At 41.2% G+C, this 15260-nt stretch carries 9 protein-coding genes; 7 read left to right on the top strand and 2 right to left on the bottom strand.

Translation table 11 applies throughout. The features are described from left to right. Positions 1-61 precede the first annotated feature (61 nt). From DW103_RS06330 to DW103_RS06310, 5 genes are all read left to right on the top strand, one after another. Positions 62-2431, top strand: a complete 2370-nt coding sequence (locus DW103_RS06330) for an ABC transporter permease (protein ID WP_122274823.1) — start codon at positions 62-64, stop codon at positions 2429-2431. Positions 2432-2447: 16 nt separating this feature from the next. Then, a complete protein-coding gene (locus tag DW103_RS06325) occupies positions 2448-3128 on the top strand; it encodes an ABC transporter ATP-binding protein (protein WP_122274822.1) in 681 nt (226 codons plus the stop codon). 64 nt (positions 3129-3192) lie between these two features. Beyond that, positions 3193-5526 (top strand): ABC transporter permease, encoded by a 2334-nt coding sequence (locus DW103_RS06320; protein ID WP_122274821.1) that lies wholly within the window; start codon positions 3193-3195, stop codon positions 5524-5526. A gap of 242 nt (positions 5527-5768) precedes the next feature. Then, complete coding sequence (locus DW103_RS06315) at positions 5769-8081, top strand: GH92 family glycosyl hydrolase (RefSeq protein WP_122274820.1); 2313 nt, start codon at positions 5769-5771, stop codon at positions 8079-8081. 2 nt (positions 8082-8083) lie between these two features. Further along, positions 8084-10387 (top strand): GH92 family glycosyl hydrolase, encoded by a 2304-nt coding sequence (locus tag DW103_RS06310; protein ID WP_122274819.1) that lies wholly within the window; start codon positions 8084-8086, stop codon positions 10385-10387. Positions 10388-10454: 67 nt separating this feature from the next. Here DW103_RS06310 and DW103_RS06305 read toward each other — a convergent pair whose 3' ends face one another. Beyond that, positions 10455-12593 carry an ATP-binding protein gene (locus DW103_RS06305; RefSeq protein WP_122274818.1) on the bottom strand — a complete coding sequence of 713 codons (2139 nt, stop codon included), beginning with the start codon at positions 12591-12593 and terminating at the stop codon, positions 10455-10457. A 206-nt stretch (positions 12594-12799) separates the two neighbouring features. Between DW103_RS06305 and DW103_RS06300 the strand changes: the two genes are divergently transcribed. Next, positions 12800-13294 (top strand): UpxY family transcription antiterminator, encoded by a 495-nt coding sequence (locus tag DW103_RS06300; protein ID WP_122274817.1) that lies wholly within the window; start codon positions 12800-12802, stop codon positions 13292-13294. On the opposite strand, the gene DW103_RS06295 is transcribed toward DW103_RS06300, so the two are convergent. Continuing rightward, entirely contained in the window at positions 13287-14795 is a 1509-nt protein-coding gene (locus DW103_RS06295; RefSeq protein WP_122274816.1) for a cobyric acid synthase, read from the bottom strand. The genes DW103_RS06300 and DW103_RS06295 overlap by 8 nt on opposite strands. 108 nt (positions 14796-14903) lie before the next feature. Between DW103_RS06295 and DW103_RS06290 the strand changes: the two genes are divergently transcribed. Next, on the top strand, positions 14904-15260 hold a 357-nt coding region (locus DW103_RS06290), incomplete at its 3' end, for a hypothetical protein (RefSeq protein ID WP_199652980.1).

Below are 15260 nucleotides of genomic sequence, written 5' to 3'. Positions count from 1 at the left end.
TTATCGTTTGTGGCATGTTTTTTGTCATTTTGTAAGCAAGAATAATTGGAATAAAGAAGTTATGAAAACAATTCTGCGAAACTTTCTAAATGTTGTAAGTCGGTTTAAAACAGCTACATTTCTGAATGTGTTGGGGCTGAGTGTCGCTTTTGTCGCTTTTATGCTGATAATGATGCAGGTAGATTATGATTATAAGTTTGATTCGAATCAGCAAGATGCACCTGCCATTTTCAGGTTGGATTTAGTACAGGCTAAAAGCTCCCAAGCTGTTATTTGCCGTCCTTTTACACGTGCCTTTACAGAATCTTCTCCCCATATCAAAGGAGGAGGAATTATGTCTGCTTGGTCAAGTAGCCTTTTTTTCTATGTAGAGAAGAACGGACAAAAGATAAACTATAAAGAAGATGTGCAGGATATTTCTCCGGAAATAATGAATGTTTTTCATTTTGATTTGATAGAAGGCACGGAAAAGGCATTGGATGAACCTAATAGCGTTTTGATACCGGAAAGTATGGCTCGGAAGTTGTTTGGCAATGAACAGGCATTGGGACAGTTACTGACTTTTGAAACTTCGCAAATCAAATCAATACAGGTGGGGGGTGTTTATAAGGATTTTCCGGTTAACTCTTCCCTGAGAAACATTATCTATACGCCCATGTACTCCAAAGAAAATTATAATAATTGGGGAAACTGGAATTATTTGTTCTTTGTTCGTCTGGATAATCCGGAAAACAAAGAGAGTGTGCTGGAGAATTTTAAGAAGAACTTTAACGCGCAGGAGGCATTCGGAAAAAATTTTGACTGGGAAAGGGATAGTGTCGGTATTCGTTTGACTTCTTTGCCCGACTTACACTTTTTGAGAAATGTGGATTTCGACCCCTTACCCAAGGCAAGCCATCAGACATTGACTGTGCTTTTTTCCATTGCATTCATTATCCTGATTATTGCCGGAATTAATTTTACCAATTTCAGTACGGCTTTGACTCCACTTCGTATTAAGAGCATTAATACCCAAAAAGTGTTGGGAAGTACCGATGCTATTTTACGTGGGGGATTATTGGTGGAGGCTGTTTGCATCAGTTTATTTGCTTATTTTGTATCACTTGGTTTATTATATCTTATCGGTAAAACTCAGCTGGTTTCATTTGTCGATGCCGATATTTCGTTTGCCGCACAACCTATTATTATTGGAGGAACGGCTATACTTGCTGTAATTGTAGGTTTGCTTGCTGGTTTTTATCCGGCGGCTTATATAACATCTTTTCCGCCGGCATTGGTGTTGAAAGGTAGTTTCGGTTTGTCTCCGAAAGGACGGCAAATGAGAAGTGTACTGGTCGGTATCCAGTTTGTCGCTTCATTTGCCTTGATTATCGGTTCGTTGTTCATGTATCTGCAAAATCATTATATGCAGAATACACCGCTCGGATATGATAAGGAAGAATTGATTACGATTAATTTGAATGGTAAAATTAATCAGAACCTTGCCGCTTTTACCAATCAATTAAAGAGTTTCTCAGGTGTGGAAGATGTTACTTTCTCACAATTCCTTTTATCCAGTAGTGACCAGTATATGGGGTGGGGACGCCAATATAATGGCGAAGAAATTAATTTTCAATGCCTTCCGGTATCGGTCACTTTCCTGAAGGTTATGGGGATAAAAGTGATTGACGGACGTGACTTCCGTCAGGAGGATGATTTAAGCGAAGCCGGAGCTTATATCTTTAATGAAAAGGCGCGTACGCTATATGATATGAAATTGAATGAGAAAATTGATGGAAACGAAATAATCGGTTTTATTCCCGATATAAAGTTTGCCTCTTTCCGTCAGGAAGTATCTCCGATGGCTTTCTATGTATGGGGAAAATATCAATGGGGACAAGAAAGTAAGTTTTATAATGTGGCATACGTAAAAGTAAAAGCCGGCAGCGATTTGCGGGCAGCGATGAGACATGTAAGAACTTCGTTATCCAAATTTGATCCGGAATATCCGTTTACGGTTCGTTTTTATGATGAGGTATTGCAGAGTACATACGAAAAAGAATTAAAAATCAGTTATTTGATAACCTTGTTCAGTATAATTGCTATTTTTATTTCAATAGTGGGAGTATTCGGTCTTGTTGTTTTTGAAAGCGAATATAAAAGAAAAGAAATAGCCCTTCGTAAAGTTTTAGGCTCGACTACAGGGGAAATATTGTTGATGTTTAACAAGAGTTATTGTTTGATTTTGTTGGTGTGCTTTATTCTGGGGGCTCCTGTTGCATGGTATGCTGTTTATAGGTGGCTGGAGAATTTTGCTTATCGTACGCCCATGTACTGGTGGGTATTGCCGTTTGCCTTTTTGATTGTAAGTGTGATTACTCTCATTACGGTGACTTTCCAGAATTGGCATGTGGCAAATGAGAATCCTGTTAATAATATAAAGTCTGAATAATTTAAAATATACAATCATGATTAAAATTGAAGGTTTAAGTAAGTTTTTCCGTACGGAAGAAGTAGAAACAATCGCATTGAATAATGTTTCTTTGGAAGTGAAAGATGGGGAATTTGTGGCTGTAATGGGACCATCCGGTTGTGGTAAATCTACTTTGTTGAATATTTTAGGATTGTTGGATAATCCGACTTCCGGTGATTATTATTTGGCAGATAAGGAAGTCGGGCATTTAAAAGAAAAAGAACGTACTCAAGTGAGAAAAGGAAATATCGGTTTCGTATTCCAAAGCTTTAACTTGATTGACGAATTGAATGTATTTGAGAATGTGGAGCTTCCCTTAACCTACTTAAAAGTAAAATCTGCAGAACGGAAACAGATGGTAAATGATATTTTGAAAAGAATGAATATCAGTCATCGTGCCAACCATTTTCCGCAGCAACTCTCCGGTGGTCAGCAACAACGTGTGGCTATAGCCCGCGCAGTGGTGTCGAATCCTAAAATAATCCTTGCCGATGAGCCGACCGGTAACTTGGACTCTAAAAACGGAGCTGAAGTGATGCAACTTCTGACCGAACTGAATAAAGAAGGCACTACTATTGTAATGGTAACCCACTCTAAACATGATGCCAGCTTTGCTCATCGTATTATTAATTTGTTCGATGGTAGTATTGTCTCTTCCGTGAATGAATTCATTTAGTGGGTAGGTCTCTGTGCAGAATAGGTCTGTTAGAATATTTAGAGTGTTTTTTATTTGAAATCCAATGAATAACTTACTTAATTTGAAATCTTTTTTTAAGTTTTTGAGCCGGAATAAAGCTTATACGGCAATCGATGTATTCGGATTGTCTGTGTCGTTGATGTTTGTGCTATTGATTGCCGTATATACGACTCAGGAACTTTCGACGGATAAGTTTCAAACGGAAAGTGACCGTATTTATGCTCTTGCCCATGAGGGGGGACCGACAACAGCTCTCCCCATTGCATATCGTTTACAGAACCGCTATCCGGAGATTGAAAAGGTTTGTCCTGTTATACTGAATAACGTACCCGATTTTCAAGTGCGCTATGGCGATAAAAAGTTGACTGCCAAGAGTGCCTGTGTTGATTCAACATTCTTTAATTTCTTTTCTTTTCATTTGCGGGAAGGAGACCCGGTTAATGCTTTGCGTGATAAATATAGTGCTGTCATATCGGAAACTTTTGCTCGAAAGCTTTTCGGTCAGGAAGATCCGATGGGGAAAAGCATCCGTATCAGCGACTCTACGAGTGTAATCGTTTCGGGTATTATGGAAGATATTCGTAAATCGGTAATGCCTTATAAAGACATTTTGGTCCGTGTGGAGCGTGCTGCCGAGTTTAATAGCAGTATTGGCATGACAAACGAGGGAAATGCCGGTTGTGCGGTAGCATTCTTGATGATGAATAGAGGGATGGATTTGAATAGTAAGTTACCGGATATTCTTTCTTATTTTAAGGAAACATTCTGGTTGTATAAAATGGATTTTTATAAGGAAGTAAAATTGATACCTTTACGTGAGCTTTATTTTTATCATAATGAATATACACCATTGGAACATGGGGACCGTAATTTTGTGTTGGTTTTGTTGTCGGTAGGTTTGCTTATCCTGATATTTGCCGTATTTAATTATATCAATTTGACTGTTGCCCAGGCCGGTCAACGGGCGAAAGAGATGGCTACGCGTCGTTTATTGGGTTCGTCGCGCAGGGAATTGTTTTCACGATTGATAATGGAGTCGACATTGATGACTTTTATCTCTTTTTTTATTGGAGTATTATTGGCTTATGCTGCTGTACCTTTTGCAGAAAAGCTGTTGGCTACAAAAATATATTTACAGGATGCATGTAATCCGGTTTGGATTGTGCTAACTATTTGTATATTATTACTTATCGGATTCTTGTCCGGCTTACTTCCGGCTGTGTTGATTTCGTCGGCAAAACCGATAGATGTAGTACGTGGTACGTTCCGGCGTCAAACGAAAATGGTGTTCAGCAAATGTTTTATTACTTTCCAGAATATTATTACGATAGCAACGATTGTAGCTGCCCTGGTGATGGGATTACAAATTTATCACATGATAGTCGCTCCGTTGGGATATGATAAAGAAAATTTGCTGGTTGTTGATAATACTTGCCGGTCACGTAATGAAATTACCGCAGCGATGGAGCAGTTGAGAAGTATTCCGGAAATTAAAGAGGTCGGTCTTTCCTGTGGGACTCCTTTTGATGGGGGTAACAACCTGTCCGGTATTTATGAAGGGCGATCACTCAGTTGCCAGCAATTGGTATTGGACAGTGCTTCGTTCCATATTTTAGGGCTTCAGATTAAGCAAGATAATAAGGTCGCTTCGTCGGGACAATGGAGTTGGTTTTTGACGGAAAGAGCTTTCAAAGACATGGGACTTCCCGAAACAGCGGAAGTTTTCCATCTTAAAGGTAATGATCCGGCTCCAATCCTAGGCGTAATCAAAGATTTTCATTTGCGCAGCATTGCACAGGAAAGTTCTCCGTTGATGTTGCGTTTTACCGATTTTAAGGAAGATTATCCTTGGTGTTTTTTGGTTAGGGTAGAAGGGGAGCCGTACGCAACGTATGATAAGGTGCGTCAGGTATTTGAAAAGGTGACAGGCGTGGATTTTGAGGCAAGTTATCTCGACCAGCAAGTACAGGAAACTTTCGATGCACAAATCCGAATGGTTAAGATTATTACAGTTTTTGCTGTTGTTGCTATCCTTATTTCATTGTTGGGACTGTTGGCCATGTCCACTTATTTTATCCAGCAGCGTGCGCAGGAAGTCGCTATTCGTAAAGTGTTTGGTTCCGACAACCAGGCTATACTGATACGTTTGGTGTCCACCTTCTTGATGTATGTTGGAATTGCTTTTGTCATAGCTGTCCCGTTAAGTTGGCATTTTATGAAGCAATGGCTGGTAGACTATTCTTATCGGATAGAGCTGCATCCTCTTATTTTCATTGCTGCAGGTCTTTTCTGCCTGTTAGTTTCATTTTTGGCTGTTTTTTTCCAGAGCTGGCGAGCAGCAAATGCCAATCCGATAGAAAGTGTCAAAGCTAATTAATCGTTGTTGCACCTATTTGAGTTTTGCGGGGGTACGTGCTCCCTTGTACCCCCCCCTTATCTGCTGCCGAGCAAAAAAAATATGGGTTGGCAACTATTTATGTGGAGTCAAAAAGTAAAAAAAAAGAAAATTTTTCTTGTGCAGAAAAGCAAATGCCATTAGAGATTATTATGTACTATTACTTTCGAGTAAGGGTTAGTTTGTTTTATCTTTGTAAGTAAAAATACAAAATAGGAATAATTATGAAGAAAAGAAGTGTATGGGCTTTTGCTTTGGCTGCTTTACTGGCTTGGGAAACTGAGTCTGTGAGGGCTGCCGGAAACGGAGCCTTTGATCCGGTGGAATATGTGAATCCTTTGATGGGGACGCAGTCTTCCTTTGAATTATCGACCGGAAATACTTATCCAGCAATCGCCCGTCCGTGGGGAATGAATTTTTGGACGCCACAGACAGGAAAGATGGGAGACGGTTGGGCTTATGTGTACACCGCCAATAAAATTCGCGGATTCAAACAGACCCATCAACCCAGTCCGTGGATTAATGATTACGGTCAGTTTGCCATTATGCCGGTAGTCGGCAAACCGGCTTTCGACCAAGACGAGCGGGCCAGCTGGTTCTCGCACAAAAGTGAGATTGCCAAACCTTATTATTATGAAGTTTACTTGGCGGAACATGATGTGAAAACAGAGTTGACGCCAACCGACCGGGCTGCCATGTTTCGCTTTACATTCCCGGAAAATGACCATTCGTATATCGTGGTAGATGCACTCGATAATGGCTCATATATTAAAGTAATCCCGGAAGAAAATAAGATTATCGGTTATACGACAAAAAATAGTGGAGGAGTCCCCGACAATTTCAAAAACTATTTTATTGTCGAATTTGATAAACCGTTCACCTATGATGCAACTTTTGCCGACTCCGCTCTGAAAGAGGGAACCCGCGAACAAAAGTCCAATCATGTAGGAGCCGTTATCGGTTTTAAAACGACTAAAGGGGAAGTTGTACATGTACGCGTAGCCTCTTCATTTATCAGTTTCGAGCAAGCTGCCGTAAATATGAAGGAACTGGGCAATGATGGGTTTGATACGCTGGTACAGAAAGGAAAAGAGGTCTGGAATAAAGAATTAGGTAAAATAGAAGTGGAGGGTGGAACGACCGACCAGTTCCGTACGTTCTATTCTTGTATGTATCGTTCGTTGCTCTTCCCTCGTAAGTTTTACGAAATTGATGCAGCCGGGAAAGTGGTACATTACAGTCCATATAACGGAGAAGTATTACCCGGCTATATGTTTACCGATACCGGTTTCTGGGATACGTTCCGCTGTTTGTTCCCTTTCCTGAACCTGATGTATCCGACTATGAATAAAGAAATGCAGGAAGGATTGATTAATACATACAAGGAAAGCGGCTTTTTCCCGGAATGGGCAAGTCCCGGTCACCGTGGCTGCATGGTGGGTAATAATTCCGCTTCGATTTTGGTGGATGCCTATATGAAAGGTGTGAAAGTGGACGATTTGGAAACACTGTATAAGGGATTGATACATGGAACGGAAAACGTGCATCCTTCTGTCTCTTCGACAGGCCGTCTCGGACACGAATATTACAATAAACTCGGATATGTCCCTTACGATGTGAATATCAATGAAAATGCGGCACGTACACTGGAATATGCTTACAATGACTGGTGTATTTACCAGATTGCAAAAGAGTTGGGACGTCCGAAAAAGGAACTCGACCTGTATGCAAAACGTGCCATGAATTATAAGAACCTGTTCGACAAGGAAACCAAACTGATGCGTGGTAAAAATAAAGATGGTAAGTTTATGGCACCTTTCTCTCCGCTGAAATGGGGAGACGCTTTTACGGAAGGAAACAGTTGGCATTATACCTGGTCCGTATTCCATGATCCGCAAGGATTGATTGACCTGATGGGCGGTAAGGATACTTTTGTAATGATGCTTGATTCCGTATTTGCTGTCCCGCCTTTGTTCGATGATAGTTATTATGGACAGGTTATCCACGAAATTCGTGAAATGCAGATTATGAATATGGGTAATTATGCACATGGCAACCAACCAATCCAGCATATGATTTATCTTTACAACTATGCTGGCCAGCCCTGGAAAGCACAGTACTGGTTGCGTCAGGTAATGAACCGGATGTACCAGCCTACTCCGGATGGCTATTGCGGTGACGAGGATAACGGACAGACCTCTGCTTGGTATGTTTTCTCTGCTCTCGGTTTTTATCCGGTGGCTCCCGGAACGACGCAATATGTGTTGGGTGCTCCCTTATTTAAGAAGGCGACTCTGCATTTTGAAAACGGGAAAAATTTAGTGATTAATGCACCGGACAATAGCGATAAAAATATATATATCGAATCGATGTCGTTCAATGGTAAAGAATATACTAAAAACTATCTGGAACACTATGAATTGCTGAAAGGCGGTGTGCTGGATATTAAAATGGGGGATAAACCGAATATGAACCGGGGTGTGAATCCGGAAGATTTCCCTTATTCATTCTCTGTTAATGAAAAGAAAAAGAAATAAATATGGATAAGTTGTTTGCAGTAGGGAAATATGTATTATGTATTGCCGTAGGCTTCATAATCATGATGTTAATAGACAAGTATTGTGTCAACAATAAAAACTTCACAGCAGGAACACTCGAAAAAGATCCGGTGGAGTATGTGAATCCTTATATGGGGAATATCAGCCATTTGTTGGTGCCTACTTATCCGACAGTGCATTTGCCGAACAGTATGTTGAGGGTTTATCCCGAACGTGGTGATTTTACCGGCGATTTACTGGGAGGGTTACCGATTATCGTAACCAGCCACCGGGGTAGCTCGGCTTTTAACCTAAGCCCGTACCAGGGAGATGAAGCCGGGATGAAACCGGTCATCAACTACAGCTACGACCAAGAAAAGATAAAGCCTTACCGGTATCAGGTATATCTGGATAATGAGCATATCGATGTGGATTTTGCACCTTCTCACCAGAGTGCCGTTTATAGCATCACTTTTGAAAAGGACGGTCCGGCTTATTTGATATTTAATAGCCGTAACGGACAGTTGCGATGTGATGGAAATGCTGTGAGTGGTTATCAGTTCGTGAACAGAAAAACAAAAGTATATCTATACGCCGAAACAGACAAGAAACCAGCAAAATGTGGAGTTTTGTCTGACGGCACGGTAAAATATGGCGAAACGACTGTCGAGGGCCGTGATGCTGCTATTGCATTATCGTTCGGAGATAATGTGAAAAACCTGGGCGTTCGATATGGTATTTCGTTTATCAGTACCGAACAGGCCAAAAAGAATCTGGAGCGTGAGATTGCAGCCTACGATGTGAATGTGGTGGCTAAAATCGGCAAAAACGACTGGAATGATGCTTTGGGCAAAATTCAGGTTTCCGGAGGAAGTGATAATGATAAAACAGTTTTCTATACTTCTTTGTATCGTTGCTACGAACGTCCGGTAAATTTAAGTGAGGATGGGCATTATTATAGTGCTTTTGACGGTAAAATTCATGAAGATGACGGTCGTTCTTTCTATACGGACGATTGGATTTGGGATACTTACCGTGCCACTCATCCGCTTCGTATCCTGATTGATAACGAGCGGGAAAGTGATATTGTCAACTCGTATCTGTTGATGGCCGAGCAGATGGGCAACAACTGGATGCCTACTTTCCCCGAAGTGACCGGAGACTCTCGTCGTATGAACTCTAACCATGCGGTAGCTACCGTAATCGATGCTTGGAGGAAAGGCGTACGTGGTTTTGATTTGGAAAAAGCGTATCAGGCTGCCAAAGCCGGTATAGAAGAAAAAACATTGATACCTTGGTCGGCAGCTCCGGCTGGATGGTTGGATGAATTTTACCGGGAACACGGGTATATTCCGGCTTTGAAACCCGGTGAGGAAGAAACGGTTCCGAATGTTTCTCCGTGGGAAAAACGTCAACCTGTTGCTGTTACACTGGGTACGGCTTACGACCAATGGTGCTTATCCCAGATTGCTCAGGAATTAGGCAAGCAGGACGATGCAGACTATTATCTGCGTCAGTCTTATAATTATCGCAATCTGTTTAATCCGGAAACTCGCTTTTTCCATCCGAAGGATAAAGATGGAAAGTTTATCGAAGGAGTGGATTATCGTTATTCCGGAGGCTTGGGAGCACGGGATTATTATGATGAAAACAATGGCTATATTTATCGTTGGGATGTACAGCATAATGTAGGCGACTTGATTTCGTTGATTGGTGGAAATGAGGCTTTTACTACCGGTTTGGATGAAATGTTCGATACGCCGCTGGGAATGTCCAAATGGCAGTTCTACTCTAATTTGCCGGATCATACTGGTAATGTCGGACAATTCTCTATGGCTAACGAGCCGAGCCTGCATATTCCGTATCTTTATAATTATGCCGGACAACCTTGGAAAACACAGAAACGCATCCGTACACTGTTGAACCAATGGTTCCGTAATGATTTGATGGGAGTTCCGGGCGACGAAGACGGAGGTGGTATGTCTGCTTTTGTTGTGTTTAGCGAAATGGGATTTTATCCTGTTACTCCGGGTTCTCCTACTTATAATATCGGTAGTCCGGTATTTACGGATGTAAAGGTTGACTTGGGCAATGGTAATGTTTTCGAAATTAAAGCAAATCATGCTTCGGCGGAAAATAAATATGTTCAGTCGGCTAAATTGAATGGTGAAGTTTTGAACCAACCTTGGTTCGAACATAGTCAGATAGCATCCGGTGGTATCCTTGAACTGGAAATGGGGCCGAAGGCAAATAAAGAGTGGGGTGTTTCCGCTCCTCCGCCTTCTGCGGCGCCAATGCCGAAATAATAAAAAAGGTAAATGCAAAGGCAGCTATAAAAGTCGGAATAAAAACTTTTGTAGCTGCCTTTCTTATTTATTCATTACCGGGGAGAAGCGGGAGAGTGAACCAAAATGTAGAGCCGGAACCTTTTACCGAATCAACTCCGATTGTTCCTCCCAGATTTTCAATGATTGTTTTACTGATGCTTAATCCCAGTCCTGTACCTTGTTTAAATTCGTTTATTTTGATGAAACGGTCGAAAATACGTGCACAATCCTCTTCTTTGATACCAATACCTGTATCTTGTACGCTGACTCGCAAATAGTCCCCTTCTTGTTGATAGCGAAGGGTAATACTCCCTTCGTTTGTAAATTTAATTGCGTTATTGATAAAATTGGATATTACTTGCATGACGCGTTGAGCATCTGTTTTTAGCCAAATGGAAGGTAGCTCTTTATTGAATATTAATTTCACTTCCGGTTTCATTTTTAGGGAACTTGCCAGAAATACTTCTCCGCATATATCCTTGATATTTGCGATATCGAAATGATACTCGAGCGTATCGGCTTCTATTTTTGAGAAATCCAGAATATCGTCAATCAGATGGAGTAACAAATCATTGTTTTTATGAATAATATCCAAAAACTCCTGTCGCTCTTCCATACTTTCACTCTCAGCTATGATATCTGAAAACCCTACGATAGCATTTAGCGGAGTTCGTATTTCATGACTCATGTTTGCTAAAAATGCGGATTTTAACTTATCAGCTTCTTTTATCCGAATCAATTCGTTCTCTTTTTCTCGTTGGTGAGTAATGTTAGAGGTGTAACTGATTATTTTGCTGGGTGTGCCGTCTTCATTAAATTTATAGGTACGGATATTGGAACTGAACCAGAACAGCTTGCCGTCTACCATGCGTCTGTAAGTAGCCTCAAAATTATCTATTTCACCGTTAAGCAAACGTTTGAATTGCCGACTGAAGACTTTATCAGCATCTTCAGGGTCCAATGTTTGGAAGAATTCTTGTAGGTTGATGACTGGATGTTGCTGGATGAAAGCTAAGTCTTCATTATTTTCAACATTGTCGTTCAGACTGAAATCGACAGTTAAATTTTTTGTATTTGCATCATATTCCCAGATAAAGGAATTTCCTGTGTTGACCGCAGCTTTTAGTTTAGCTAAATTATATTGAGTTTGTTCATTTTTGCGATAATTTTCTGTGTCATCAAAGATGATATACAGATATCCAAATATTTCGTTTTTGTTATCCTTCAATGTCACGGCCGTCACCTGAAGATGCTTGACTTCGTTTTGTATATGAGTTTTATAATATTCGGCATTTCTTATCGTTTGAAAATCATAATTGATTCTAAAGGTAACATCTTCTCCTTTTTTGAGTTTTTGGAGTGCCCATTTTGGAATATTAGGACTTTTAAAAGCATTGATACCAATGATTTGCTCGCGCGTAGTACCGAATATCTCCAAATCAGCATCATTTAAATCAAGCATGTTGCCGTCGGCATCATAGAGTTCCACTCCCCAAGGTAACTTCTCAAATATAATACGGAATTTCGCTTCGCTTTTTAGTCTTAATTTGGCGGAATGTTCCATTAATGTTTGGGCCCGTTCCCGCTCAATCGCAATGGACACAACATCGGCAAGCATGCGTAAATTTTCGACGTCCAAAGCATTCCATTGCCTTTTTTGATGTACGGAGTCCAATCCTAAAAAGCCACATACTTCTCCTTCTCTCAAGACTGGAAGAACAAGCAGGGAAGCAACTTCTTGCAATTGCAACAAATGTTGTTCATTAGATGCTTCTTCAGGCATTTGGGAAACATCATAAATGCAAATATCTTCACATGCTTTAATTTTCTTGAACCACCAGGGAACATCTTTTTCGGGCAATTGTCTTAACAAATCCTCCCGCATGGAAATAATACCTTCACTGGTTACTTCATGGGTGAAATCGACATATTTGAAATCTTTATCGAAGATACCTATATATGCACGATTTACATCGAAGAATTTTAAGATTAATAACAATGCTTGGTCGATATTCTCTCCTTTGTTGAGTAATAAGGAGAGTACGTTCGATAAAGTTTCTCGTAATGCCATCATATTTGCCAGCATTCGATTTTTGTAGATATTGTCCTGGTATTCAGAAGTCTTCTTTTCTTTTAATTGCTTAATTTCATTTAGAAGTTCTTCTTTCGAATAATTTTCATACATAGCTTGTCCTTGAATAAAGCGAGACAAATATACAGATAATTGATGATATGCGTATTGTTTTGTGGTACGTATGTTATTTAAGAAAATAAAAAAGGATGATTTTGGGTAGAAAGTAGGAAGAACAAAAAAGGGAAGCGGGAGGCCACTGTTCGATGCTTATGAAAATAATCGTATCTTTGTATAAGCAATAAAAATAATTAGAACAGATGGTGCAAACCGATAATGTCAACTGGTATGTATTATATACGGCTCCACGCGCGGAAAAACAGGTGAAAACCAGGCTTGATGCTTTAGGAGTCGAATGCTGGCTACCTCTTCATCATACTCCCCGGGTATGGTCGGATCGGGTTAAGATGGTAGATATTCCTTTGTTTAATTCTTATCTGTTTGTACGTTGTACCGACCCGAAACTGAGGGAGTTGATATTAGTATATGGGGTAGTTCGTATCGTTTATTATAATGGCAAGCCTGCCATTGTCCGGCAAAAGGAAATTGATGCCATCAAGGATTTTCTTGCACAAGCCTCCGAGCATCCGCTTTGTCCGGGTGAAGAAGTCGAAATTCTTTGCGGCGCGATGAAGCATGTCTCCGGTAAAATCAGAAAAATAAAGAAAAACCATCTGGTTCTTTATCTGGAACAATTGGGGGCGACTGTTTGCGTCAAGCTGGATGATGTGGCGCGGGTAAACAGACTTAAATAGTTGTCAACTCTTTATAGATGTTTTCCATATCGACGTTAGCCCTGACTAAGTCGGCCAGTTTGTTGTATTGTTTTTCTTTAAATGCCTCGTAATCGAAAGGAACGGCTGAGGTTTGTTGGCCGAATCCTTCAGCCAAGCTGTCCAGTACAACCGGATTATCCAGAATGCCATGCATATAGCTTCCCCAGCAATAATTGTTTAGATAATAGCCATCCATTCGTCCGTCCTCGAGCCGGGCAACCGGACTTTCGGGGGCTTTTCCTACAAGCGTCGTGCGTCCCATGTGAATTTCATATCCCCGGCAAATCGGTTTTGTTTCCGTATGGACGGATTTTGCAGGAAGAAAGACAAAACAACTTTGCTTGGTGATTTTCTCTTGCTCGATTACCGTACATTGAGGAAGTAGACCCAGTCCGGGGACAGCGGGTATATTCCCTTCCAGACCGTCCGGGTCTTCCAGTCGCATTCCCATCATTTGATAACCTCCGCAGATACCTATAATCTTTTTCCCTGCTTTGTGTGAACGTATAATCGCATCTGCAATGCCGTTGGCACGTAGGCTTTGTAAATCGGATAGCGTATTTTTCGAACCGGGAAGCAGGATGATATCGGCTTTTTCCACTTCTTCAATATTATTGGTATAATAGGCATTGAAACGCGGGTCCATATCCAGTACGTCGAAGTCTGTAAAGTTAGACATCCTTTTTAGCAAGATGATGGCAACATTGATTTTTCCGTCCCGGTACGTGTTGTGTTTCATATCGAGCGCAACAGAGTCCTCTTCTTCAATCTTAATGTCTCGAAACCAAGGAATGACGCCTACTACCGGTATGCCGGTCAGTTCTTCCAGCATCAGTTTCCCTTCTTCAAAGAGCGAGACATCACCACGGAATTTATTGATAAGGATACCTTTCATTACAGCTTTCTCCTCCGGCCGTAATAACGCGATTGTCCCGTAAACCGAACCGAAGACACCTCCCCGGTCAATATCCGCAATCAAATAAGTCGCAGCTCCGACTTGTATGGCCATCCGCATATTCGTGATGTCCCGGTCCCGGAGATTTAATTCCGAAATACTTCCGGCTCCTTCCAGAACAATCGGGTTATAACGAGCTTCCAACCGTTTGAATGCCAAGAGCGCTTCTTTGAACAATGATTCTTTATTGTTTTGAATGCCGAAATAATCTTTGGCAGACATATTACCTATCGGATGTCCGTTGAGCACAACCTGGGAATTTTTATCATTCGTTGGTTTCAGCAACACCGGATTCATGTCCGTATGCGGGACTATGCCGCAAGCTTCCGCCTGTACGACCTGGGCCCGTCCCATTTCGCCGCCTTCGGGTGTAGAATAGGAGTTGAGGGACATATTTTGTGCTTTGAAAGGAGCCGGATGGTATCCATCTTGTTTAAAAATACGGCAAAAAGCCGCATTTATCACACTTTTTCCTGCATCCGAGCAGGTCCCTACAAACATAATGGGTTTAAGGTGTTGCTTCATATTATCAGCTGAATTGTTTATCGGGTTACAAAGCTAATGAAAATATTTTGCCTCCGGATGCAATGTTCGTAATCCCGGTGCATTTATATAGATAAAAGTTTAATGATTATGGAAACAAAGAAAAACGTATTATTGCAGTTGCCTGCCTGGGCATTTATCTTGTTGTTGACTATAACGGGGTGTTCGAAGGATGATATATCGCCGGAACCTCCTGTGCCTCCCATGCCGGACTGGGTGCCCCCGGAACTACAGACGATGGACGCGACGGCATCTTTTGAAGTTCCGGAAGATACGACATTCCGTTGTGTTAGCATTTGGAGAGAAGGTTTGTCTCTGCTTGTTCTCGCTTTCGATGAAGAAGGGAAACCTATTACCCGCAGTAATCTGAACTCTATGGACCCGATTATACGTTATATGAACTTCCGCTTGGTATCCGGCTTGGAAACTTCCACGGGCGATTTCAAA

It is taken from the genome of Parabacteroides sp. AM08-6 (assembly GCF_003473295.1).
Taxonomy (GTDB): Bacteria; Bacteroidota; Bacteroidia; order Bacteroidales; family Tannerellaceae; genus Parabacteroides.
This window is presented reverse-complemented; position numbering and strand designations above follow the sequence as displayed.

Bases quoted from the DNA above. Each gene is read 5' to 3' on its own strand.
- DW103_RS06325 (WP_122274822.1), top strand. From the start codon at position 2,448: ATGATTAAAATTGAAGGTTTAAGTAAGTTTTTCCGTACGGAAGAAGTA.
- DW103_RS06300 (WP_122274817.1), top strand. From the start codon at position 12,800: ATGGTGCAAACCGATAATGTCAACTGGTATGTATTATATACGGCTCCA.
- DW103_RS06295 (WP_122274816.1), bottom strand. From the start codon at position 14,795: ATGAAGCAACACCTTAAACCCATTATGTTTGTAGGGACCTGCTCGGAT.
- DW103_RS06310 (WP_122274819.1), top strand. From the start codon at position 8,084: ATGGATAAGTTGTTTGCAGTAGGGAAATATGTATTATGTATTGCCGTA.
- DW103_RS06315 (WP_122274820.1), top strand. From the start codon at position 5,769: ATGAAGAAAAGAAGTGTATGGGCTTTTGCTTTGGCTGCTTTACTGGCT.
- DW103_RS06330 (WP_122274823.1), top strand. From the start codon at position 62: ATGAAAACAATTCTGCGAAACTTTCTAAATGTTGTAAGTCGGTTTAAA.
- DW103_RS06320 (WP_122274821.1), top strand. From the start codon at position 3,193: ATGAATAACTTACTTAATTTGAAATCTTTTTTTAAGTTTTTGAGCCGG.
- DW103_RS06305 (WP_122274818.1), bottom strand. From the start codon at position 12,593: ATGTATGAAAATTATTCGAAAGAAGAACTTCTAAATGAAATTAAGCAA.